The organism is Stieleria maiorica (assembly GCF_008035925.1).
Taxonomy (GTDB): Bacteria; Planctomycetota; Planctomycetia; order Pirellulales; family Pirellulaceae; genus Stieleria; species Stieleria maiorica.
In genome coordinates this window covers 1,867,297-1,890,961 of record NZ_CP036264.1, presented here as the reverse complement: position 1 = coordinate 1,890,961, position 23,665 = coordinate 1,867,297, and the positions used below count along the sequence as shown (strand labels likewise).

The 23,665-nt window shown below is 60.8% G+C and carries 9 protein-coding genes; 5 read left to right on the top strand and 4 right to left on the bottom strand.

All coding sequences use genetic code 11. The features are described from left to right. Positions 1–105: 105 nt before the first annotated feature. Both Mal15_RS06280 and Mal15_RS33940 read right to left on the bottom strand, forming a co-directional pair. The gene (locus Mal15_RS06280) at positions 106–1,611 is read right to left on the bottom strand and encodes a hypothetical protein (protein ID WP_147866984.1); all 1,506 of its coding nucleotides are present in this window, start codon (positions 1,609–1,611) and stop codon (positions 106–108) included. Next, on the bottom strand, positions 1,608–3,005 hold the full coding sequence (locus Mal15_RS33940) for a hypothetical protein (RefSeq protein WP_167546658.1): 1,398 nt from the start codon (positions 3,003–3,005) through the stop codon (positions 1,608–1,610). Before Mal15_RS33940 ends, Mal15_RS06280 begins: the two co-directional genes overlap by 4 nt. Before the next feature lie 105 nt (positions 3,006–3,110). Here Mal15_RS33940 and Mal15_RS06270 point away from each other — a divergent pair, with 105 nt between their 5' ends. The 3 genes from Mal15_RS06270 to Mal15_RS06260 all read left to right on the top strand — a co-directional run bounded on the left by Mal15_RS06270 (position 3,111) and on the right by Mal15_RS06260 (position 8,603). Beyond that, positions 3,111–6,176 (top strand): hypothetical protein, encoded by a 3,066-nt coding sequence (locus Mal15_RS06270; protein WP_147866983.1) that lies wholly within the window; start codon positions 3,111–3,113, stop codon positions 6,174–6,176. Between the two features lie 104 nt (positions 6,177–6,280). After that, complete coding sequence (locus tag Mal15_RS06265; RefSeq protein WP_147866982.1) at positions 6,281–7,321, top strand: tetratricopeptide repeat protein; 1,041 nt, start codon at positions 6,281–6,283, stop codon at positions 7,319–7,321. Between the two features lie 412 nt (positions 7,322–7,733). Beyond that, positions 7,734–8,603 carry a hypothetical protein gene (locus Mal15_RS06260; protein ID WP_147866981.1) on the top strand — a complete coding sequence of 290 codons (870 nt, stop codon included), beginning with the start codon at positions 7,734–7,736 and terminating at the stop codon, positions 8,601–8,603. Positions 8,604–8,928: 325 nt separating this feature from the next. Here the strand turns inward: Mal15_RS06260 and Mal15_RS06255 are convergent, their stop codons facing one another. After that, on the bottom strand, positions 8,929–10,455 hold the full coding sequence (locus Mal15_RS06255) for an SDR family oxidoreductase (RefSeq protein ID WP_147866980.1): 1,527 nt from the start codon (positions 10,453–10,455) through the stop codon (positions 8,929–8,931). Positions 10,456–10,791: 336 nt separating this feature from the next. Between Mal15_RS06255 and Mal15_RS06250 the strand changes: the two genes are divergently transcribed. Further along, the gene (locus Mal15_RS06250) at positions 10,792–15,648 is read left to right on the top strand and encodes a S8 family serine peptidase (protein ID WP_147866979.1); all 4,857 of its coding nucleotides are present in this window, start codon (positions 10,792–10,794) and stop codon (positions 15,646–15,648) included. A 171-nt stretch (positions 15,649–15,819) separates the two neighbouring features. Then, a complete protein-coding gene (locus tag Mal15_RS06245; protein ID WP_147866978.1) occupies positions 15,820–21,840 on the top strand; it encodes a hypothetical protein in 6,021 nt (2,006 codons plus the stop codon). 314 nt (positions 21,841–22,154) lie between these two features. Here the strand turns inward: Mal15_RS06245 and Mal15_RS06240 are convergent, their stop codons facing one another. Then, complete coding sequence (locus Mal15_RS06240) at positions 22,155–23,348, bottom strand: FG-GAP repeat domain-containing protein (protein WP_147866977.1); 1,194 nt, start codon at positions 23,346–23,348, stop codon at positions 22,155–22,157. Positions 23,349–23,665: the final 317 nt, after the last annotated feature.

Here is a 23,665-nt window from a genome sequence, read left to right as displayed (position 1 = left end):
GACATCTTGGTCACGGTGTACTCCGGCGGCACGGTCGAAATCGCCACGATCGATGACGATTAGCGTTTTGCCAATCGAGTCCCCCTCAGGATCGAGATGGGCCAATCACTCGAGATCGATCTTGACGGATTCGTAGGCGTTTTCGCGGACCTCGGCGTCTTCCTTGGCGTTGCGACGGGTCCACCAGATGGTGGCGACGATGGCCGCGACGATGGCAACGGCCAGGGCGTACCCGATCACTTGAACTCCGCCGTCCTCCCCGGCCGGCGGAGCCGTGGATTGCCATGCCGACACGACCACCAGTGGGCCGACCTGTTTGCCGCCGCCTTCGCGGGTCATGAATTCGTTCTTGTAGCTCCACAACCGATAGAAAAAACCATCGATCGCGACGGGATGACTGACCATCGCGACGACGGCGCCCTGGTCGCCGAGTTCATTGCCGCCGAGCTGCTCGCTCAGGAAACTCGGCAACGTCGCCGCGACCAGCGTCACCGGATAGGTGCCGCTGATCAGAATCGGATCACCGGTCTCACCTTCGCCACGCGCCAGTTGAATGATCGTGTTGCCCAAGTCGCCGCTGGCATCGATTTGGAAGTAGTGGTCTTGCCCCAGTTGTTCCTGCCGTGCCGGATCGGTCACGCTGACCCGGGTGATCCGCACCGTCGATGCATTCATGCGGATCCATTGGCCGTGATAGTCTTGCGGGGATTGCAGCAAGGCGACCGGCTGAATCGTCAACGGCGTCAGGGGGACGGCCGGATCAAAGGGCTCCGTGTCCAGGTTTTTGGCCGCCGAGAGCATCGAATAAAATGCGTCACCGTCGGCGCTCTCCAACGAGCGGCGATTGCGCGACGCCGCCTCGGCGATGCGGCTCAAGTCCACTCCTTGGCGGGCCAGCAATTTCCAGCCGACGCTCTCGGCCATCGACGGGAACCAGGCGACGCGACCGGCCGCAAACACCTGTTCGGCACTTGACGCATCGATCACAACCGCCATCGCTTTGACGCGATCGCCTTGGGAGATTTTTCCGACCAGGGGCGGTGAAAAAACGGAGATCGAATCTTCCGAACCGGGCAGGGCCAACACCAACTCTTGAAACGTCTTGAGATCCAGAAATTCGGTCAGCGATTCGGGGACATCATACTGTCGCACCGCCGTGATCGTCCCTTCCACTTCGACCGCATCGCCGGTGGTCAGTCCGGCCGCCAGCGTTTGATCACTGATCGATCCCGGTGAGCGCAAGGCCAGCACGTCTTGGTCTGCCTTCCGCAACCGATACAGCAACCGCGACATCTCACCGGCCACCTCGGAGTCGCTGACGGGGAAACAGCCACCGATCCGCGCGGCATCAAAACCGCTCAGCAGGTCGATGGCGGATTCCGCCGTGGCGCGTCGGCCGAAGCACACTCCGCACACCAGCAACGCAATGATCAACAGCGCATTCGATGCGATTGGCGGATCGTGGTACGACGTGAATTGCCCGAGAAACGTAGCTACCTTCGCCAGAAGGTGGATCCTCAGCATCATCCACGCTCTGGCGAGCGTAGCTACGTCAACGTGTCGCGGTCCGGCCAGACACCAGCGCGTCGTTCGTCGCGGCGTTGCGATCATGATTGTGTTCCTTCGTTGGCGGCATCGTGGTCGGCCAGGGCGTCCAGGTCCAGTTTGACATCGTCCCCGGCGTGTTGTCGCAAGGTCCGCGATCGCTTGGCGTCCAGGGCGCTTCGATACATCAAGAATCCCGCCAATGCGATGCCGCCGACGATCGCCAGCAAGACTCCCACCAGCCCGGTCAGGTCACCGCCTGCCGCCGCCGAATCGCCCGTCGCATCACCGCCAGATTGCTCGCCCGACGTCGACGCGAGGCCTTTGGCACCGACCACGCGACCGATCACCACCGGAGCCAGGTCGGCACCGATGGACGATCGGTAGGGCAACCGTTTGATGAACCGACCGACCGCGGCGATCTTGCCATCCGGGTTGTCGGGGTTGGATTGATGGTCCCATTTTCCGTCTGCGGTCAGCGAGTCAGCGATCAAGCCGGGCAACTCGCGCGTCATCAGAATCGTCGGGCGGATCCCGCCGTCGGCCGGGATGATCCACAATTTCCAATAGCTCTCCACGCCGGCACGATTGGACTGGGCCGTCTTCGGCTCGGCCAAGTGCAGTGTGCCGACCAAGCGGATCGTCTGGCCGCGGTAGATCTCGGGCTGTTGCAGCAACGGAAGTGTTCCGGTCGTGACACCACCATCGGAGGGCAAGGCGTCCGACCGTACCAGTCCCAGGTAGAACGCGTCGCTATCGGCGCTGGTCCAAAAGGTGCCGTCGGAGACGCGCCGGGTCGCCGCAGCCTGGAGCGCGTCCAAGGTCGGAACGGCAACGGATGCGATTCGCCCCCACACCCCCGGCGGGCACTCGTCGGCCACGGCACAATCGCGAAGCGTCTGGATCATCGCCAGGAATTCGTCGTGCGTTTCGTGTCCCTGCTGCACCGATGATTGTTGCACCAACTCGGTCGAAGCGTCGAACTGATCGACCGACAATCCGCCCCAGCCCGTTGATGTTTGTGCGGACGACGACTGGATCTTGATCAGCGACTCCGTCCAGGCCCGTTGCAGCGGTACCTCCATCGCATCGACCCACCGTGCGGTGGCACGTCGAATCGCTGCGCCCGACTCGCCCGCACGGGCGTTGACTGTCACGTCGTTGCCCGCCGCAGCGATCCGGTCGGCGGGGGCGCCCGTTTGGGCCGACCTCCCCGTCGGGTCGGCCGCGGGGGCAATCGGGATCCAGTTCTCTTCTCGGGTGTCGAAAAACGTCTGGTACAGGCCGGGGCGACGCGCTTCGCGCATCACCACGACAACCAACAACAACACGACGCCCAGCCGAATCAACCGTCGCCGGCTGTCGGTCGCGCCCGGGACCGACCGATGTTTTTTTGAATTTCCATCCCCTCGCCTGGGGCGATAAAGGCTGGAATCGTTAAATTGCGATGGGATTCGCATGACTCGTCGGACCGGAGGGGGGCGTGCGCTTGAATGACCGCTAGCACGACTTTACGCTAGATTAACCTCTTTCATCAATCTGATCACTTTTCGACAAATCTCGGTATGACGAATTCTTTGCGCCACGGGCGGCCGAAGTTGTGTTCCTACAGGCTGTTCAATCCACCCCGCCGCCTGTCGCTCGTCACGTCCAGTATGCTGCTGGTGTTGGTGATGTCGCACGACGCATCGGCCAAGGGCGAACCGGCCGAAGCCTTCGTCAAACAACTCCGCAACGCCGGTTACTTCGACACCGCGATCACGTATTTGGACCGGGCCGCGACCATGGCCGGCGTGGATCAATCCTTCGTCACCGCGATCCCGCTGGAAAAAGCTCAAACGTACATCGAAACGGCGCTCCATTCACGCAATGCTGCCGATCGAGACATGGCGTTCGCCGACGCCGAATCCGCACTCAGCGATTTCCTGGGCGGCGAAAGTCACCCACGACAAAGTGAAGCTCGCCTGCAGCTGGGCAAGCTGCAAATGATTCGCGCTGCACAATTGCTGGCCGGCGCCCCCGTCGAAACCGAAAAGCAGCAGGCACGCGAGTCCTACTTGGCGGCCGCCAAAACCTTCGACGGCATCGTCAGTGACCTGCGCGGCAAACTGGAATCGATGCGCGGCCAAAAGATCGATCCCAAAGCGGACCCGGAGGCGGCGGCGCTGCGTGATCAATACCGATTCGAGTTTCTGCAATCTCAGCTGAACGCCGCCGACGCGATCAAGCTGGCCGCAAAGACCTATGCCGAACCGGCCGAGCAAGGCAAGGCACAGCTGGAAGACGCCGCCAAGCGATTCGAAGAACTCAACAAGAAATATTCCGGGTACTCCCCCGGCGCGATCGCGCTGTCGCATCTGGGCGAATTGAACGAAACGCTTGGCAAACCGGACGTGGCGCTCGACTACTACCTGCGAATGCTCGAGGAACCGGCCGTCGACCAGCTACGTGAGGCCAAGTTTTCTTCCGCGGCCGGCGTGATCCGAATCAAATTGGCGTCCAAACCGCCGGCCTATCAGGAAGCACTCGACCGCGCCGCGGGCTGGGCCAAAGAGATCCGCCCCAACGAAGAATCCCTGCCGATCGTCCAAGAGTTCCGCATCCAGCTGGCGAAAGCGTATTTGGCCAAAGCGGCCGACGAAAGTTTGAAGAAGGGCGAAATCGGTCGCGCCAAATCCGATGGCCGTGACCTGTTGCGGGCCGCCAGCAAGGTGCCCGGGCCGCACGTCGAACAAGCCAAAGCGATGCTGGCCGACCTGGGGATCGAGCAGGAAACCGAAACCTTGCCGACGGCCGAGCCACCGTCCAGTTTCGACGACGCGTTGGAAAAAGCGACCCAGGTGGTGACGGTGACCAGCGACTTGGAGGAAGCACTGAAGGTCATTCAAGGACAGGAGGAAACGCCGGAACTAAAAAAACAAATCGCAGACATCGAGAAACAGATCCGCGAATCGTACTTCGTCGGCATCCAAGTCTTGCGAGGCGGTTTGGCGATGGTCACCGCCGACACGAATGTCGAATCGCTGAACCAGGCTCGTCAGATCCTGGCGTACTTCCTGTACCAAACCAAACGTCTGCGTGAGACGGTCGTCGTGGGGAATTTTCTGGCACGCAACGCACCCGGAACCGAACTCGGGCTCAAAGGCGGACTGATGGCGCTGACGAGCATGCAAATGCTGTTGAACGAAGTCCCCGAGGATGCCAACGAAGGCTTGATCCGCCAGCTGGAGTCGCTGGGGAACTTTCTGGCCAAAACCTGGCCGGACGACCCCAACGCCGCCGCCGCACAAGGATTGCAGATCCGGCTGTTGCTGAAGAAAGATGACTTCGACGGGGCGCAAGCACTGATCGAAGAAATGAGCGCCGGCAATGAACGGGCCTCCTTCAAACGGCTGCTCGGTCAACTGCTGTGGAACGAATCGATCGTCGCGCGGGCGCAAGAAAACGACGACGCCAAATCCGACGCGTTGCTGGACCGTGCCAGGCAAAACCTGCAATCCGGGCTGGACGAGATCGAAGGCAATCTGGTCGAGGTCGAAGGCATGCAGGCGGCCACCGTGCTGGCCAAGATCCATCTGATGAAAGACGACAGCGCCGCCGCCCTGAAAGTGCTGGACCACTCCAAATACGGCCCGCTGCATTGGATCAGCAAACTCGGCAGCCCCTCGGAATCGTTCACCGGTGAACTCTACAGCACCGAATTGAAGGCGTTGGTCGGCCGGATGCTGGACTCCGATACGCCGGAAACATTTCTGGATCGGATGACCGCCACGATGGAAAAGCTCCGCGGTGCGTACAAGGGCGAAGAATCACAAACCAAGTTGACGCAGACCTACATGCGTTTGGCGGGCGACCTGAAGGAACAACTGGACACCGCCACACCGGCCCGAAAGGTCAAACTGATCGAAGCGTTTCGCGTGATGCTGAAGCGAATCTCCGATGCGACCGATGACACCGCGACGCTCCGCTGGGTCGGCCAGACGCTGATGTCGATGGGCGAGGCGTCGATGGAGCCCGGCCAGGTCAAAGCGGCCGGCCAAGCGGCGGACCTGCTGAATCAATCCGTCGAAACCTTCCGATCGCTGCCCGATCAAAACGATCCGACCACGGCGTACCTGCTGGGCCGCGCCCAGCGGCTGGTCGGAGAGTACAAAGCGTCGATCGATACGTTTGAAAGTTTGTTGAAGGCCAAGCCGACCATGCTGGAAGCCCAAATCGAAGCCGCCAAGGCGTACGAGAGCTGGGCCGGTACACTGCCGCCCAACATCGCCTACAAAGCCTACCGGGCCGCTTTGGAAGGGGCCCGACCGGGAGACGATAAGAAGAATACGATCTGGGGTTGGGCCGAAACCAGCAGCAAGACCAGCAAGCTGATCAACCGCAACGAAAACTTCAAGGAGAAGTTCTTTGAATCCCGTTACCACGTCGCGCTCTGTTTATACCTGATGGGCAAATCCGCAAAACGAGATGCCGACATTCGAAAGGCGATCAAGGTGATTCGAGAAGCCGCGACCTTGTTCCCCGAACTCGGCGGCCCCGAGCGACGTGCCGAGTACAACGCGTTGATGAAGGAAGCTCAGCGCTCCGTCGGGGACGACCCGGTCGGGATCGCCCAACCCGATTCGAACTAGGTTCCTCCCGTCTGACCGGCCGGTGGTTCTACCCGCACCTTCCACCGCCGCCAGCCCCTCGTCACAACATCTTCCACCACTAGCGTTCCAAGAAACTTCGATTCATGACCCAACCCCGACTCCTTCGCTTGGCCCTCGTCGCCGCCGTTTTCAGTTTCACTCTGGCAACCGATCGTGCCCAGGCACAACTCGATCGCGTCTACACGCACGATTCGGGGACCGCCACCAGCGGCACCATCACGTCGGTCACCAAAAACGGCATTCAACTCAAGGTCGGGGCGAACACCAGGAACTTCGTCGAGGACGAAATTCGCAAGGTGGCTTTTCAGGGCGATCCGCCGCCGCTTTCCCGAGCCCGTGAATTCGCGATCGATGGCCAGTACGAACAGGCACTCGATGAATTGAAAGGTTTGGACTTTAGCACCATCTCTCGCGATCTGGTCAAAACCGACGCCGCCTACTATCGGTTGCTCGCACGCGCCAAGCTGGCGTTGGCCGGACAGGGGGATCGCAAAGCCGCGACGGCCGAAGCCATCAGCTTCGCCGGCCAAAACCGCGACTCGTTTCACTTTTATTCGGTTGCAAAGTTGTTGGGCGATCTCGCGCTAGCGCAAAAAGAACACGCCAAGGCGCTGCAGTTTTATAGTGCACTCGCACAAGCACCGTCCACGGAGTCGAAGATCGAATCGCGTTACCTGATCGGCGTCACGATGCTGGAACAAGATGACATCCCGGGAGCGGAAAAAGCGTTTTCGGATGTCGCGTCGGTGGAGGTCAATTCGACCAGCGCGCTGCGGCTGAAAACGCTCGCCAAGGCGGGCCAAGCGGTGGCGCTGGCCAAGGGAGGCAAGGGCAAAGAGGGGTTGGAGCTTGCCGACAAGCTGATCAGTGAACTCAACCCCACCGACATCGAAATGTCCGCCAAAATCTACAACGCCCAGGGGGCCAGCTACGAAGCGGCCGGTGATATCGAAGGCGCCATTTTGGCCTATCTGCACACCCACCTGATGTTCTCCGGCCAACCCGACGCGCACGCCAACGCACTCAGTCGGCTGGTCGAATTGTGGCCCAAAGTCGGACGCACCGAACGCGCCGCCGAAGCCCGACAAGAACTGCAAACCCGCTACCCCGGTTTTGTTAATTAATCCGTGCGATAGGCTTACAGCCTGTCAAATCCCAACGGCAAAGCATCCAGTCAAGAAATAACCCTCCCGTGTGGAGGTCGTGCGGTTTTTAACCTTAGAGATACTAGGCGTTTACACGTTTCACCCCCCTTGGCAGGAAGATTGCTTTGAGGTGGTGCGTTCAGGCAGGCGGTCTGAAGAATCAAAAAGACCCACGGATAGCAGCGCGAACCCACGGATGTGGTACGGCCTGGGATCCGTGGGTTCGCGCTGCTATCCGTGGGCAATCGACCTCCATGTGGTTCAGGGCAGCCGGAGAAATTTGCAAAAACCCCTTAGGATGAAGGACTTGTAAACCGCACGACCTCTGTGCGGGAGGGTCGAGCGTAGCGAGGGGAGGGTTCCCACCGATCATCACCTTTCAAGCATGCCGATGAAACACTCGATCCATCACCGTTCACTTTCTCTCGGCATTTTCGCACTCACCGTGCTGGCCTCTTGGATCTCCAACCGCCACACGCTCGGCGATGACTTGACGGATGCCTTTGCGAAACCAACCACCGTCCAAATCGCGGATCAATCCGTCACGCTGCCCCCGCCGACGCTGGCCGCGGATCTGGATTCCGACGCCCAGCAACGTCGGATCACACCGTTGTTGCGTGGGCTGAGCTTCAAACAGTTCGCCCGCGATTCGGTTGTCGCGCCGGTGCGAATCTACCTGCGATACATCACCAACGAAGCGGGAGATCGTGTGGGGCATGACGTCCACATGATCTTCATCATCCACGAAAGTCTGCAGACCTTCTCCGACCAAAACATCGCCAAACGGCTCAGCGGAGAAGCGTCCGACGACGCCACGGCGCAAACATCATCAGACGTTTCGGCCGAGACGTTACAGAGTCTCGGCATCGACGACGCCGGCCCGGAAGTCCGCTATCGCAACGTCGAATTCGAATTGTTGGACAAGATCCAATTGACGGGGCTGTTGCGGATCGCACAACAATCCTCGGCAACGCAAAATCGAATCGACGTTTCGCTGGTCGAAACGTTCGACAACCGCTGGCGGTTCACCGATGGACGCGAAAGCGATGCCACAGGCAGCAGCGGCGAGTATTCGGGGTTCCAAGGTTGGCTGACAGCGACCTCGTTGGCCGGAATGGATGCGGTGTTCGTCGAAGCACGCTTCGTCATGCATGAACCGAAACGGTGGTTCGCCGGTTCCAACTACGTCCGCAGCAAACTGCCCCTGGTCCTGCAAGAAGCCGCCCGAGACCTGAGACGCCGTTTTAAAGCGGGACCATAAAAGAGGGACGGGGGTGAATGGCACGGGCAGAAGCCAATAGGCTGAGCCGTAGACGCTAGCCTCGGGCCTTACCGCCACGTTGAAGGCGTATCAAGGCCCGCGGCTAGCGCCGTCGGCTCACTAAGGGGTTGATTCGGCGACTGCGTCGGAGAGAGGACCAATAGGACACAGACGACCGATAGGTTCCGTGCGTCCTGTTGGTCCTATCGCGGGGCCCCGGCGATTGCGGCATGCATGAGCGCCACCGTCGAGTAACGCCTTGGACGTGAGCACCGCTCCATCCCCACGTTGCTGTCAGACTGAAGGACTCGCGGAATACCGTCCCCTAAACTTTGTCGTCGCCGATCACCAGCCCCTCGCGATCGGTGACTACCTGCGAACCTGTATCGCCACGGTTCGGCTCGTCATGACACACTTCGGCGTCGCGTCGGATGCCGCGAAGCATGACGGGGAACACCAGACCATGTAACGGCAGCACGCTGTACCAGTAGGCCAAGCCCAGCAAACCGCTGGGACGAAACCGCGCGGTCATGGTGACCCTTGTGGAATGATCATCGATCGGGCTCAATTGGAAATCGAGTTCGGCGTCGCCGGGCAGCCTCATTTCTGCCCGCAATCGCAACTGTCGGTTGGGCTGATGAGCCGTCACCCGCCAAAAATCCACCGCTTCACCGAAATGAAGTTCGTCCGGGTGTCGACGCCCACGTCGCAGCCCCGGTCCGCCGACCAATTGATCCATCCAACCGCGCACCCGCCACAGCCAGCCGGCTCCCCAGTAACCGTGTCCGCCTCCGATTCTTTCGATCACGGCAAAGACTTGTTCGGCAGTGGCGTTGACGACGACCGAGCGTTCGTCGGTCTTGGTCGTTCCGCCGGCCCAATCGGGATCGCCCGGCATCACCCCCGCAGTCGACCAACGTGTTTCGATGTCATGGTTCTCGATCTTTCCGAGCGCTGCATCGAGGGCTTGTTTCACAGTGAATAGGTTCCCCGGCATCAATTCCGTCGCCAAATCGTTCCGGCACACAGTACGGTTGCGAAGTCCTTCGGCAAGCGGCCGTCCGATCTCGCTGCCGACCGGCGTGACCAATGAAATCCACAGCGAACTCAATCGCGGTGTCAACACGGGAACGGGGACGATGACGCGCCGCGGCAGTTCGATCGCCTTGGCCATCGCTTGCATCAATTCGCGATAGGTCATCACATCCAAACCGCCGATATCGATCGTCTTGCCGCGGGTCTCGGGGACACCGATACACTGCACCAGGTAACGCAAGACGTCACGAATGGCGATCGGTTGCGTCTCGGTGTTGACCCACTTGGGCGTCACCATGACCGGCAGTCGTTCGACCAGATACCGCAGGATCTCGAACGACGCCGATCCGGAACCGATGATCATTGCGGCGCGCAGCACGGTGACCGGCACCGTGCTGGTTTGCAAGATCTCCGCCACCTCACGTCGGCTTCTCAGATGGCGGCTCAAATCGGGGCCGAGTTCCCCAAGCCCTCCCAGATAGACGATTTGGCGGCAGGGCGATTGGTCCACCGCCGCGACGAAGTTCTCTGCCAGTTCACGGTCGCGCTGTGCGTACTTGTCACTGGCGGCGATCATGCTGTGCACCAGGTAGTACGCCACGTCGATTCCCCGGACGGCCGCCGCGATCGCCTCGGAGTCTTGCAGGTCGCCTTCATGGACCTCCAGTCGAGCGTGGTCACGCCAGCTGAATTTGGTCAGTTTTTCCTTGTTTCGGACCAGACAACGCACTGTGTGTCCCTCGTTCAGCAACATCCGAACTAGACGTCCACCGACGTACCCGGTCGCTCCACACACAAGAATGGTCAATGAGGTCATGGGAAACGGGCGTTGTGAGCCCAAAGCAGGAGGACGGAGGTAGCTACGCTCGCCAGAGCGTGGCACTCCCAGGAATGCAGTTTCTGGTGAAGACTGACGCGCCGTAGATAGAACTGGATCACGTGCAGTGTAGACGGGAAACAAGACCCACGGATGAACACGCCTTCGGCTCGCATCCCGCACAGTCGACCGATCATCCGTCAATTCCGCGACAGTAAAGTTTTACCAATCCCTGCTGAGACTTCGTGGAGTTCCGATCAACAACCCCGCAGCGACTAAACTCGATTTGGACCGGAGTGGTTTTTGGGTTCGTGTCGATCAGCGAGGCAGGTTGCAATGGGAACTCTACTACGACGCCGCAAACCAAGGATCGATCGTCGGGCACGTTGCCGAAGACAACGGCTGGAGGTGCTGGAGGCACGTCACCTGCTGGACGCCGCGCTGGCTTCCGAGACGACTTTGCCGGACATCGACACGCCTGGGTTTGATTCCGACAGCGTGCTGGTGCGATACCATGCCGGCGCGGCGAATCCGTCAAGCCATCCGATCACCGAGTTTTCATCCGTGCCGGGGCTCCGGCAAGTCGAACTTCCCCAAGGGTTGGACGTCGATCAGTCGCTGGAGTTCTATCGCCATCACCCGGGCGTCCTGTATGCCGAACCGAATCACGAGATTCGGCTTTCGGCGATCCCCAACGACCCCGACTTTGATCGCCTTTGGGGACTTCACAATACGGGACAAACCGGCGGTATCGCAGGCGTCGACATCGACGCGACCGAAGCGTGGGACGTCACGACGGGCGACGCGAGTACGGTGGTCGCCGTCATCGACACCGGCGTCGATTACCTGCATCCCGATTTGGCGGCCAACATGTGGTCCAACCCGGGCGAGATCCCCGGCGACGGGATCGACAATGACGGAAACGGATTTGTCGATGATGTTCACGGGTACGACTTCGTTTCCGGAGGCGGTGACCCGATGGACGACCACAATCACGGAACGCACGTGGCGGGGACGATCGGTGCGGTGGCGGACAACGGGATCGGAGTGGCCGGTGTCAGCTGGAACGTCCAGATCATGGCCGTCAAATTCTTGAGCGCCTCCGGCAGCGGGTCGATCGCCGCCGCCGTGAGCGCGATCGAGTACGCCGTCGACAACGGCGCGACCCTCTCCAATCACAGTTGGGGATTCAACGGCACCGCATCTCAGGCACTCGCCGACGCCATCGAATACGCACGGCTGGCCGATCATGTCGTGATTGCGGCGGCTGGCAACGGCGGGGCAGACCAAGTGGGCGACAACAACGACTCGCGTCCCTTCTATCCGGCAAACTTCCCGCACGACAATCTGATCGCGGTGGCGGCAACCGATCATGAAGACGCGTTGGCGACATTTTCCAATTACGGCGCAACCCAAGTCGACGTCGGAGCGCCCGGCGTGGGAATCTACAGCACGACGCGCAATAACACCTACAGCACGTTCAACGGAACGTCGATGGCGACGCCGCATGTCGCCGGCACCGTCGCGCTGCTGCGGAGCCAACATCGCGGTTGGTCGTACGAAAAGATCCGTAATCGACTTCTCGACACGGTCGATCCCATCGCGGCGCTCGATTCGCGCACCACGACCGGCGGCCGACTGAACGCCGCCACCGCAGTCGCGCCCGATGAAAACGGTCCGGCGGTGATCACACAGGTGCCCAGCGGCGATGTGATGAAAGCGCAAGACCGAATTAAAGTCCGCTTTGACGAACGCATCGAAACAGGCACCTTCACGCCGCAGGACATCGTTGCATTCCACGGTCCGCTCGGCGAGATCGCGGTCACGACCGTCACACCGATCGCCGGTTCGGCCGGACGCGGTTTTGAAATCACGTTCCCAGCACAAACCGCACTGGGCGACTACACGATGACCTTCGGGCCGGCGATCGCGGATCCCTTTGGCAACCCGATGGACCAAAACGACAACGGCATCAATGGCGAATCCAGTGCGGATCGATTTGACGCAACCTTCACGATCGTGCCCGATACGGTCGGTCCGTCTGTCGTCGCGGCGTCTCCGGATGACGCCGTGGATGTTCCGGTCAGCCACGTAAGAATTACCTTCGACGAACCGATCGCGGCGGCATCGTTCACGACCGATCGCATCAGCGATTTCGTGGGACCGGCCGGTCCGATCGGAGTTTCAGGCATCGTGGCGGTTTCACCGACAGAGTTCGACATCGTGTTCCCGACGCAAGATGTACTTGGGACGTACCTCCTGACCGTCGGGGGTGCGATCACCGATCCGGCCGGAAATCTGATCGACCAGGACCGGGACGGGATCGGTGGCGAGGCGGACGATGATCGATACGAGATTCAATTCTCGCTTCAAAAGTGGTTGTACGCCGACGAAGTGATCGATTTCAGTTCCCAGTACACGACAACCGCATGGTCCGCCGCTCAGTCGCTCGGCCCACCGGACACGTTCAGCTACGGCGACCTGCAAACCGCCTGGGCACCGCGATCGGAGAACGGGACGGAAGAGTTCTTGACGGTCGGATTCGCCGAACCGTTGCTGGCCAGCGGCGTGGTGATTCGGGAGACCTTTGGCAACGGGTTCGTCCGAACCATCGAAGCCCGCAACGCGACGACGGGAGAATTTGTCACCGTCGCCCAACCGCAGGACACCAGCGTCCCCGATGTCCCCTTTGATTTCCTGGTCACATGGCCACAGACCGAATATGGCGTCGATGCGATTCGGATCACCATCGATACCGATCACAACCTTGACGCCTACGAAGAGATCGATGCGGTTCAGTTGCGTGGCGTGACGGTCCCCGACACCGATGGGGCTCGGATCCTGGAATCCTCACTCCAAGGCGGCGTCAACGGCCCGGTCGACCGAGTCGAGCTGACGTTTGACGAGCCGATTCTTGATGGAACCTTCACGTTGCAGGACGTGTTGAGTTTCGATGGCCCCGACGGCGCGATCCAGGCCACCGCCGTCCATCGTTTGACCAGCACACGCTATGAAATTCAGTTCCCGTCGCAGAATGCGTTCGGTGATTATTCGCTGTTGATCGGCCCCGATCTGCTGGATCTGGATGGCCGGCCGATGAATCAGGATCAGGATGACATCGATGGAGAACCCGTGGACGATTCCTACCGCGTCCAATTCACCGTTGAATTATGGCAGTTTGCCGATTCGTTGATCGACTTCAGTTCCCAGTACAGTCCGACGTCGTGGTCGGCCGAGCAAGCATTGGGCCAGAGCGACACGTTTGTCTACGGGGATTCACGCCAGGCCTGGGCGCCACGCAAGGCCAACGGCACCAGCGAGTCATTGACGGTCGGGTTTGCGACACCGGTGCAAGCCAGCGGTGTGATCATCCGCGAAACGTTCGGCAACGGGTTCGTCCGTGCGGTTCACGTCCGCGATGCCGACACGGGCATGTTGCATCTGGTTTCCGACGCACCCGACGACAGCCAACCCGGGACGCCGGTGGATCACAACGTCTCGTGGCCGACGACCAGCTACCTGGTTGATGCGGTGCGAATCACCATCGACACCGATCATTCACTGTCGTTCGAAGAAATTGATTCGGTGCGATTGCGAGGGGTCGTGCCGCCGGACGTCACCGGTCCTCGCGTGGTCGCTTGGTCCCCCGACACCGGGCATCCCGGGCCGGTCGATCATGTAGAAGTGACGTTCAATGAACCGATCGACGCCCAGAGTTTTACGGTGGATGATCTCGTCGCGTTTGATGGTCCGGACGGACCGATCGCGATCGAAGCAGTCGAAACGCTTACTCCGACGGTCTATCGCATCGGTTTCGCGTCGCAGACGATGTGGGGCACCTATTCAATGCTGCTGGGGCCAGACGTTTTGGATTTGGCGGGCAACGCGATGGATCAAAACGGCGATGGCATTTCCGGCGACCCATCGGCCGACGCCGCCGAAATCTCGTTCGATTTGGAACTCTGGCAAGACGCGAGTTCGGTGGTCGATTTCAGTTCGCAGTACAGTGCGACGTCCTGGTCGGCCGCACAGACGCTGGGGCCGCCGGACACGTTCGCCTATGCCGACAGTCGCACCGCGTGGGCGCCGCGATCCGCCAACGGAACGACGGAATACCTGACGGTCGCGTTCCAGACGCCGGTGCGGTCGACCGGGGCGATCATTCGGGAAACCTATGGCAACGGATTTGTACGAACGGTGGAAGCCCGAGACGCCGAAACGGGAGCATTCCACGTCGTTTCAACGGATGTCGACGACAGCCAGCCGGGTACGCCGGTCGACTATGTCGTCTCGTGGCCGATGACCGCGTACGACGTCGATGCCTTGCGGATCACGGTCGACACAAGCCACTCGTTCACGTTCGAGGAAATTGATTCGGTGCGTTTGCGTGGCGTGGTCGCTCCCGATACGACCGGACCGCGAGTCATTGCAACAGATCCGGACACCACGCATTCCGGGCCGATTGCCCATGTCGACGTGACCTTCAACGAACCGATCGATCCGGCCAGTTTCACTGCGGATGATGTCGTCGCGTTCACCGGTCCAGGTGGAGCGATCTCGGTCGATAACGTCGTGCAACTGGCCGAAGACAGCTATCGGATCCATTTCGCCACGCAAACCGAATTTGGTGTTTATGCCTACACGATCGGACCGGAGATTGATGATGTCGCTGGCAACCTGATGGATCAAAACGCGAATGGGATCGGCGGGGAGGTCTCTGACGATAGGTATTCATCGTCGTTTGTGGTCGAGCTATGGCAATACGCATCGACCGTGATCGATTACAGTTCCCAGTACAGTGCCTTCGGCTGGTCGGCCGCCGATGCCCTCGGCCAACCGGACACGTTCGCCTATGGTGACGCGCGGACCGCTTGGGCACCGCGTTACGCCAACAGCGGCGACCAATCGCTGACGCTGGGCTTTGACACACCGGTCCATGCATCGGGCGTGGTCATCCGCGAGACCTTCGGCAACGGGTTCGTGCGAACCGTCGAAGTCCGCGACTCGGTCAGCGGACAGTTCCACGTGATGCCGATCGGTCCCGATCCCAGCCAGCCCGGCACACCGGTGGACTATGAAGTCGCGTGGCCGCTGACCAGCTTTACCGTCGACGCGGTTCGCATCACCATCGATACGACTCATTCGTCGGGCTACGAGGAAATCGATGCGGTGCGTCTGAGGGGCGTTCGGTGAGGGCGTGCCCTCCCGCATGGCGAATCCGCGGCTGAGCAATCACCAATGGGCAGAATTCGCATCACTCGGTGGAAAAGCGTATGAAATAGGGGTAATCGGCGTGGAAAAGTGGGCTCCTTCCACCCTGTAAGCAACCTTTTTGCTTCCAAGGTTCCGTCGAGACCCATCGCGATGTCTGTTTTTCTTGCACTCACGATCGTTTGGATCATCGTCACGCTGGTCGGCCACCTCTCCTGGCTGGCCCTGGCGGCACTGTTTCGGGCGATCTTCGGGACAGACGGTCCGCCTGATGTCGTTGACCGGAATGACGATGCCCGGGCGGCGGAGCGTGTGATCAGTCGGATGGCCGAGCAACGGCTGATCAGCCCCGCCGAAGCACGGCGGTTGGTCAGCAAGATCGAAGAACTGGACGAAGTGGCTTGGCGAGTCCCCGCGACGCAGGCCGCGGCCGGGGCGGAACGCGCGTCGTCTTCGGTCAGCGATCAAGAGCGTCACGAGCACCGCACCGACCGGCATCCCGCTCCCGCCGCCGCGTTGAATTCCGCCCAGGATCAGGTATCGGATGCGGCCCCTGAAGACTTGCAGCACAGCGGCGCGACCGAGCGTCAACAAACGCTGGACGAATTCCTGGCGCCACGACCAACAGTCGTCGCAGTGACCGCCGGCACCAGCCCCTCCGGTATGGCCGATCAACCGGCCGCTACCGGCCAGGTCAACACTGCACGGGTTGTCGCATCGCCGCGCGCCTCGCTGGGGCAATCGCTCGCCGAGTTCTTGGCCGCCCACAACATCCGTTGGGGGGAATTGATCGCGGGGTTGCTGATCGTCGTCTGTTCGATCGGTTTGGTGATGAGTCTGTGGACGACGATCACACAGATGCACCGCGTGATTCCCTCGTTGATCTTCTTGACCGGCAACACCGCGATCTTCGGCGCCGGGTTGTACACGCTGTTTCGTTGGCGATTGCAGGACACCAGTCGGGCGACACTGGTGATCGCGACGCTGTTGGTTCCGCTGGGAATCCTGACCGGTTTGTCGACCGGTGGAATCGACAACACGTCGGTGTTGTTGAACGATCCGATCACGATCGTGTCGATCCTTGGTGCCGGCGCGATCTACATCACGTTGATTTGGCAATCCAGTCGTGCATTGGTCGGTTCGTCGACCGCGTTGCCGATGACGATCGGCGTCGCCGGGCCGGCCGCGGTGCTGCCGTTGGTTCCCGCGGCGGTCCGCACCTGGGAGGTGTCTGCCGGGTTCATCGTGTATGCCGGTTCGCTGGCCGTCGCCGCCGCGGTCACGATGTTGATTCCGCGCAACCCCGTGGAAGGAAGCAGAAAAACGCTGAAAGGGAACGCTTCGTGGCGTCGTGCGTTGGTGATCGGCGTCTCGGCGTTTAGCTTGGCGGTGCTCACCGGCTATGTCGCGTTCATGCTGCGTGCTTTTGATACCGGGTGGTTGCGGATCGCCGTTGCGACGCTTACCGGCGTGGTGCTGCTGGCGGCCGCGGCGGGATCGCTTGCCGACGATCGGCGACGTCCGAAACTCGCGCTGGCGGGGACGGTGATGGCATCGCTCGGGTTGCTCGCCGGTGTTTCGCTTTTGATCCCGATGATGACGTCGGCCGGTTGGATTTGGACGTGGGCGCTGACGTTTTCAGTTGCCGCAGGCTTGGCCGCGCTGGTGTTGCGGGATCATCGCTGGACCGTGCTGTCGACCGTCCCGGTTTCGATCGCGTTTCTGTTGGCTTCGCCGTCCTGGGCCAGTGATCTGGCTTGGAATCAACTTCCCGTCTGGAAACGATTGATCGGCGGCGAACCCATGCTGGCATCGCTGGGCATCGGTCTGGTTCTGATGGGGATCGCGTGGGTGATGCGATCGGCCGATCAACGCACGGCGATGCGGTACACCTCCGGGACCTGGCTGGCTTACGCGACGATCAACGCCGGTATATTGACGGTCGCCCCGGTGAGCTGGATGGGGGCAATTCCCGGCGGGGTTCTGCCGGTGCTGTTGGGATCGGCCGTTGTCGCGATCATCTTCTCGGCTGGGCGAATGCCGGAAGGAACCAATGCCGACTTGGTTGCCGGGGTGGGCAGCGCGGTTAGCTTTGCGTTTTGGTTGTCGATTCTGAAACCGCTGGTGATTGGACAGCCGTTTCCGGGGTGGTTGCCGGCCATGTGGACGCTGCTGGCGACCGCGGGCACGGGGATCGCGGCGGCGGAGTTCGTGCTGCGGCGAAAGGCGACCGCGAAGGCATTTCGCATGATCGCATCTGGATTTCTGCTCGGTGCGGCGGCAACGTCGATCGTGTTGGTGATCGACGCGACCGGGGTGGCGGCCATCGATCGGTCCAACACTCAAAAGTCGATCGCGGTGTTGTTTGTCAGCGTGCTCGCCTGGCTGTGGATCGGACTGAGCGATCGCAATCCGCGGCATCTGATGTTCGCCCGAGTGTTTTTGGTCATGACGGCCGTCATGGTGGGGCATTGTTATTTCCATGATTCGCTGATGACCGTGACGGCGTGGCGCAGCGGCGAGGCATTGTGGGCATGGTCGGCGCTCGGTTGGTCCGTGGTCGCCGCGATCGCCTGCCGGGACGCGGGACTCGGCTGGATCAGAAAGCGTTCCAACGCCGGCCCGGTCCCATCACTCGTCGATCGCCTGAATTGGTACGATCCGGGCAAGGAGTCGTGGGATGTTCTCTCAGCGGGTTTGCTGATTCAGACGTCGACGATCTTGCCGGGATTGGCCTCGGCGGTCGGGTTCGGATCGTTGGTGGTCGGCTTCGGCAGCGAGCCGTCGGCAAACCTCTACAACCTGCTGTCCCTGCCGATCGCCGTGTTGGCGGCCGGCGGGCTGGTGTTGCAATGGCGCAACCACGGCGAAGAAGCATTCTTCGGTCAGCGATGGATCCTTCCGTGTCTTCACCTTGCCAGTGTGTTTGTCTGGGTCGGATGGCAAGCCGGGATTCGCATGTTGGTCGATCCGGCGGAACAACTTGTCCTGGCGACTTCGTTGGCGGCGGCCGGTTGTTTTGCGATCGATTTGATACGGCGTGAATCCAAATCAGTTGAACGCGTTTTTTCCTGGGGTGGATCGAACGGCGCCGGCGTCCTGACCGCGACCGGGTTGGCACTGATCGGGATCTCGTCGGTCGCACTGCTGCACAGTGGATGGGTTCCGATGGTGCAGCAACGGTTGCGTCCGGAGTTATTCACTACGGTGTCGGTCGCCATTTGGTGGTCGGCCGGCGCGAGCATGTCCGCCTGGCTGGGGCACCGTTATCGATCGACGGTCCTGGCCGTCGTCTCTGCCGTACTGGTCCCGGCTGTGGTCATCCTGTTGATGCCGCTGTGGTTACCGACCCAGTGGTGGGTTTGGATTCAATCCGCGGCGATCGCAAGTGGAGTCTATGCCGTCACGCTGCGTTTCGTGCCGGTTCGTCGACACCAGAAATCCGATCACCCCATCTTGCCGAGTGCCATTGATGTGTCACTCGTCGGATGTCTGGGCGTTGCCGTGATGACGTGCCTGGGATTAGTCGCGGGCATCGTGCTGGACGAGCCATCGTGGATGCAATTGCACCATCCGGCTGGGCTGACGTTGTCGACAATGGCCGCGATCCTGATTCTGTTTTGGCATCGGCTCGCGGGCGTGGGGCTACGATCGGGTCCGGCGGTCTCATGGCCGATCACGCTTAGTTTGACCTCGGGTCACATCGCGCTGTTGCTGTCACAGTTTGTCGCGTCATCGCTGTCCCCTCAGCAATGGTTGCCGCTGGTTTGGACGGTGGTCGCAGCGGTGTCGGTCGTCGAAAGCTGTCGGGTGGCGTTGGAGCCGACACAAGCCGTTCGTTTCTGCCGCTGGCACGCGGGGACGGTGATCGTCGCGGCGTCGTTGTGGTGCTTCTTGGATGGTTCGGGCAACAGTGACTACACGATCGGTTTGGTCGCGAGCATCGTCGGCGGAATCCTGGTCACGACTCGCGCGGTTCTGGCATCTTGGGAGAATCATCGTGGATTGCCGGTCACCAGACGCTCCACGGTGATCACGCGGGCATTGGGTTGGTACGCGGTCGCGATCGGGTTGGTGTTTGTATTTCAGTTGGTGGAAGCGAATTCGCGATCGGAATTTCTGCTTTGGACGATGTTGATGACCTGGGTGGGATCCTGGGCGATCGTTTGGCGGATGGCCTGCCCCGATAAAGCGGTGGAAGCATCGATTGGACAACGGTTCCGCGGGATGCTGGGCGATAGCGAATTGTCAGTTTTGGTGCTGGCGGCACTGTCACTGGAAAGCTTCGGCGTGATGAGCTCGCCGGTGGACTTCGCGCCGCTGGCGGTCGTTGACGACCCGCTGCTGTGGCTTCGATTGGGCATCGCTTTGGCCGTCGCGTTGTCGGTCTGTTTCCGATACGGGCGACGATCGGTCTGCGAGACGGCGGTGGCAACGGTGCTGGTGTCGGCGACGTTGCTGGGGATTAGGATCGCAATCGGCCAATCGGCGCAACCCCAAACGCTGGTCACGGTGATTTGTCTGGTCGCACCGATGTCACTGGCCGCGATCGTGTTTGCCGCCGCTGGGATCTGCCGCGTGATGAACTTGGCTGCGGCGTCATGGAACGGTCTGGTGCCAGCGGACCAGACCGCCGTCGTCCTTTCGGTCCGACGATTTGCCGATGTGTTGACGCGTGTCACCGCCGCTGCGGTCGTTTTGGTGATCGGGCTGGCCACCTGGTTATTGGTCGACAGCAACTCCGACAGCATCGTACCGGTGGCGATCTGCGGTGTCGCGTTGTTGTCCGCCGCGTTGGCCGAATTGGCCGAGCGGACGGGGCGTGGCGTGATTCGTCACATGGCCGTGTGGGTCGGCCTGGGATCGGTCGCGCTTTTTGCCAGCGTGAACGTCGAACAAGCGTCCTATCCGATGGTGTCGCTTTCGACGCGATGGTTCGTCGGCTGGGTTTTCATCGCGGCCGGATTGTCATTCGTTGTGCCGAAACTGCTCGGTGCGACGATTCTGGAACGCTGGCGGGATGCGATTCGCAGCGGATTCGTGCTGGCGATTTCACTGGCGATCGGATCACTGATCGCGACCCTGGTCCAAGAAGGCTTCGTCCGTGTCGCCGGGCAAACGGATCTGTTGGTCAAGCCGTTGTACTTGGGGATGGCGGCGACACTGGCGATGCTGAGTGTGATGTCCACATTGGCGGGGATCGTGAGCGGCCCGGGATACTCGTACCGCGATGCCTGGAAATTGTCTGACCGACACCGCGCCGCCCTGGTCGTCGCGGCACAGGTCTTTGGCGGATTGACGTGGTTCCATCTGTTTCTGTGCAAAAGCCCGCTGGCAAATTTAGGGCTGCGTGCCTATTGGCCCTACGTGGTGATGACACTTTCGTTCGCAAGCGTGGGGGTCACCGAGTGGGCTCGGCGCCGCGGTGACGAGGTGCTGGAAAAGACGCTCAAGCAAACCGCTTTGTTCTTGCCGTTGGTGCCCGTGATCGGGTTCTGGCTCAGCGGCGCGTGGATGACATCGCTGTTCGGCGAATCGGATGCGAGTCGATGGACTTACATCCAAGGGCGGGTGTCGTATCAGGCGTTGCTGGTCGCGGCGGCTTTGTACTATGGCGTCGTGTCGTTTCTTTGGAAGAGCGGTCGGGCGCGGTTGGTTTCGATCATCATCGGGAACGCCGCGTTGTGGGTGGTCCTGGTTCAAACACCAAACTGGGACTTCCTGTCACATCCACAGGCCTGGTTGATCCCGCCGGCGGTGTGTGTGTTGGTCGCGACGCATTTCCAACGCGAATCACTGGGGGCAAAAACCGCGACCGCGATCCGTTATGCCGCGACGCTGACGATCTATGTGACCAGCACCGCGGACATGTTGATTCAAGGCGTCGGTTCGACGATTTGGGGACCGATCGTGCTGGTCACATTGGCAATGATCGGAGCCGGCGCCGGAGTGGCATTCCGAGTCAAACCTTTCCTTTATTTGGGCACGACCTTTGTGCTGATCGGCGTGACCAGCATGGTCTGGCATGCCCAACAACAGATCGACGCGGTGTGGCCGTGGTGGGTGTTCGGCATCAGCACCGGCGTGTTGCTGATGATCGGATTGATGGCGATCGAAAAGAATAAACCCAAGCTGCACCGGATCGCAACGGCGATGCAGCAGTGGGATACTTAAGGCGTGCGAACCGCGGAAAGGAGGCTGTCCGAATGGCACGGCCTGAAGCGTTGGTGTTCAGGCTTTAGCCGCCCGCTGTCGCTGCAAAGCAGCGACCGGGAATCGCCTAAAGGCTAGACACCAGCGGTTGCGGCGGCAATGCCTGCTCTGATGGAACGATTCGAACAGGAGTCCGTTGCCGAGCGCGTGCCCCTGAGTCGAGTTGCCGCTGTGCCCCATAATGCATCAACGGCGAACGAGGGCCGTGGATTGCCGCTCGCCGGTGATACCATCGGACACAGCGGCGCGTCTTCGCTCGTGCTGACGGGGTGGTCTCAGCGTCGTTCGAAAAACCAAACCGTCCCATGCCGGCGATGCGAACGATTGCCGTGTGCGGCCCGCCACGCCAACGCGCATCGCGACCTCAAGTGATCCAGTTCCTTCATCCGGATCGCTTTGACCTCGTCATCTTCACCATCGACAGACCGCTGCAGATGATCAAGGTCCCGGCTTAATTCTCGCTCCAAAGCTAACGCGTCACGCCGGCGTTCGACGTCCGCGTCGGACAGCTTGGCCTGATTCGATTTGGAGACCTGACTGGCCCATGCGTCACCGACCAACAGGTCCAAGTCTCCGTCCATGTCGTAATCCATCACCGCAATCCGAACATGGCCGGCAGGACGATCCGGACGGAAGTCTTCTTGTTCGGAATCGATCTGTATCAAACGCGGCATACCCGGGGCGACCAGCTCCTTTGCCGGAGCGAGCATCTGGCGTTGCAGCGGAACATCAGTGTCATCCTCACCAATGTTCCGGTACCAGGCGATGCTGCCGTCCCAGCGTCCGACGACTAAGTCGGATCGCCCATCACCGTCCCAGTCGGCGGTCACGCTCGACGAAAACGATTCTTCGCCCCCCGCGGGAGTCATCAATACGACCGGAAGACCGAATCGGGGCTGCCGCGGCGATCCTTCGTTGGGAATGATCCAAACGGTCGTCATTCGAGTCGCCAACAGGTCTTGGTCGCCGTCACCGTCCCAGTCAAACAAGAACAATCTCACGTTGTGACGAAGGCGATTGGCGAACGGCCCGACAGCGTAGGTCAGTTGAACTGGGGAACCGAACGAACCATCGACCAGTCCGGGGAATACATTCAATCGGCCGTCCTTCGATCCGGAAACGAGATCGGGCAGACCGTCACTGTCAAAATCGACGATCTGTGGACCGGCGCCGGTGAAGCAGAATTCGTCGACGCGGGCGTCGCTTCCGTCCGCTCGCAACCAATCGGACGCCCTATAGACCGGCAATTGATTCGAGCCTCGATTGCGAAACCACTTGAACCTCGCGCCCGTGTAGGGATCGTCGCGGTACAACCCGACGACCAAATCACGCACTCCATCCCCATCGAGATCCGCCATCGTCGGCGCCGCGTGCGGCAGGTCCTCGTCGACCAGACGGACCGGATCGACAAGTTCTGCATGAACGAAAACCGGGATCATGCAAAGCAGCGAGAGCAACGCGATCTTCATCGGTAGATTCCTCCGGCAAGGGTTCGACGACTTGATTAGAACCGTTCGGCTCGCGCCCCGCCAATCAAATCTCAAACACCAGACACACTTTGCGGAGCAGCAACCCTACCGTGTGGAGGATGTGTGAAGCGAGGTGCGGGTCGATTCGTGGTTGTTGGGTGCTGCTGAGCCGCACGGTCCCTCCCCGGTGGCCCCCAACCACGAGGATGATGAATACCCACGGATAGCAGCGCGAACCCACGGATCCCAAACCCCATCACAAGCGGAGGGCAAAGTGGTGAACGACCAATAACGCAGAGGTGCAAACCACGCGACAG

Coding starts and splice junctions, on each gene's coding strand:
- Mal15_RS06280 (WP_147866984.1), bottom strand. CDS start 1,611: ATGATCGCAACGCCGCGACGAACGACGCGCTGGTGTCTGGCCGGACCG.
- Mal15_RS33940 (WP_167546658.1), bottom strand. CDS start 3,005: ATGCGAATCCCATCGCAATTTAACGATTCCAGCCTTTATCGCCCCAGG.
- Mal15_RS06270 (WP_147866983.1), top strand. CDS start 3,111: ATGACGAATTCTTTGCGCCACGGGCGGCCGAAGTTGTGTTCCTACAGG.
- Mal15_RS06265 (WP_147866982.1), top strand. CDS start 6,281: ATGACCCAACCCCGACTCCTTCGCTTGGCCCTCGTCGCCGCCGTTTTC.
- Mal15_RS06260 (WP_147866981.1), top strand. CDS start 7,734: ATGAAACACTCGATCCATCACCGTTCACTTTCTCTCGGCATTTTCGCA.
- Mal15_RS06255 (WP_147866980.1), bottom strand. CDS start 10,455: ATGACCTCATTGACCATTCTTGTGTGTGGAGCGACCGGGTACGTCGGT.
- Mal15_RS06250 (WP_147866979.1), top strand. CDS start 10,792: ATGGGAACTCTACTACGACGCCGCAAACCAAGGATCGATCGTCGGGCA.
- Mal15_RS06245 (WP_147866978.1), top strand. CDS start 15,820: ATGTCTGTTTTTCTTGCACTCACGATCGTTTGGATCATCGTCACGCTG.
- Mal15_RS06240 (WP_147866977.1), bottom strand. CDS start 23,348: ATGAAGATCGCGTTGCTCTCGCTGCTTTGCATGATCCCGGTTTTCGTT.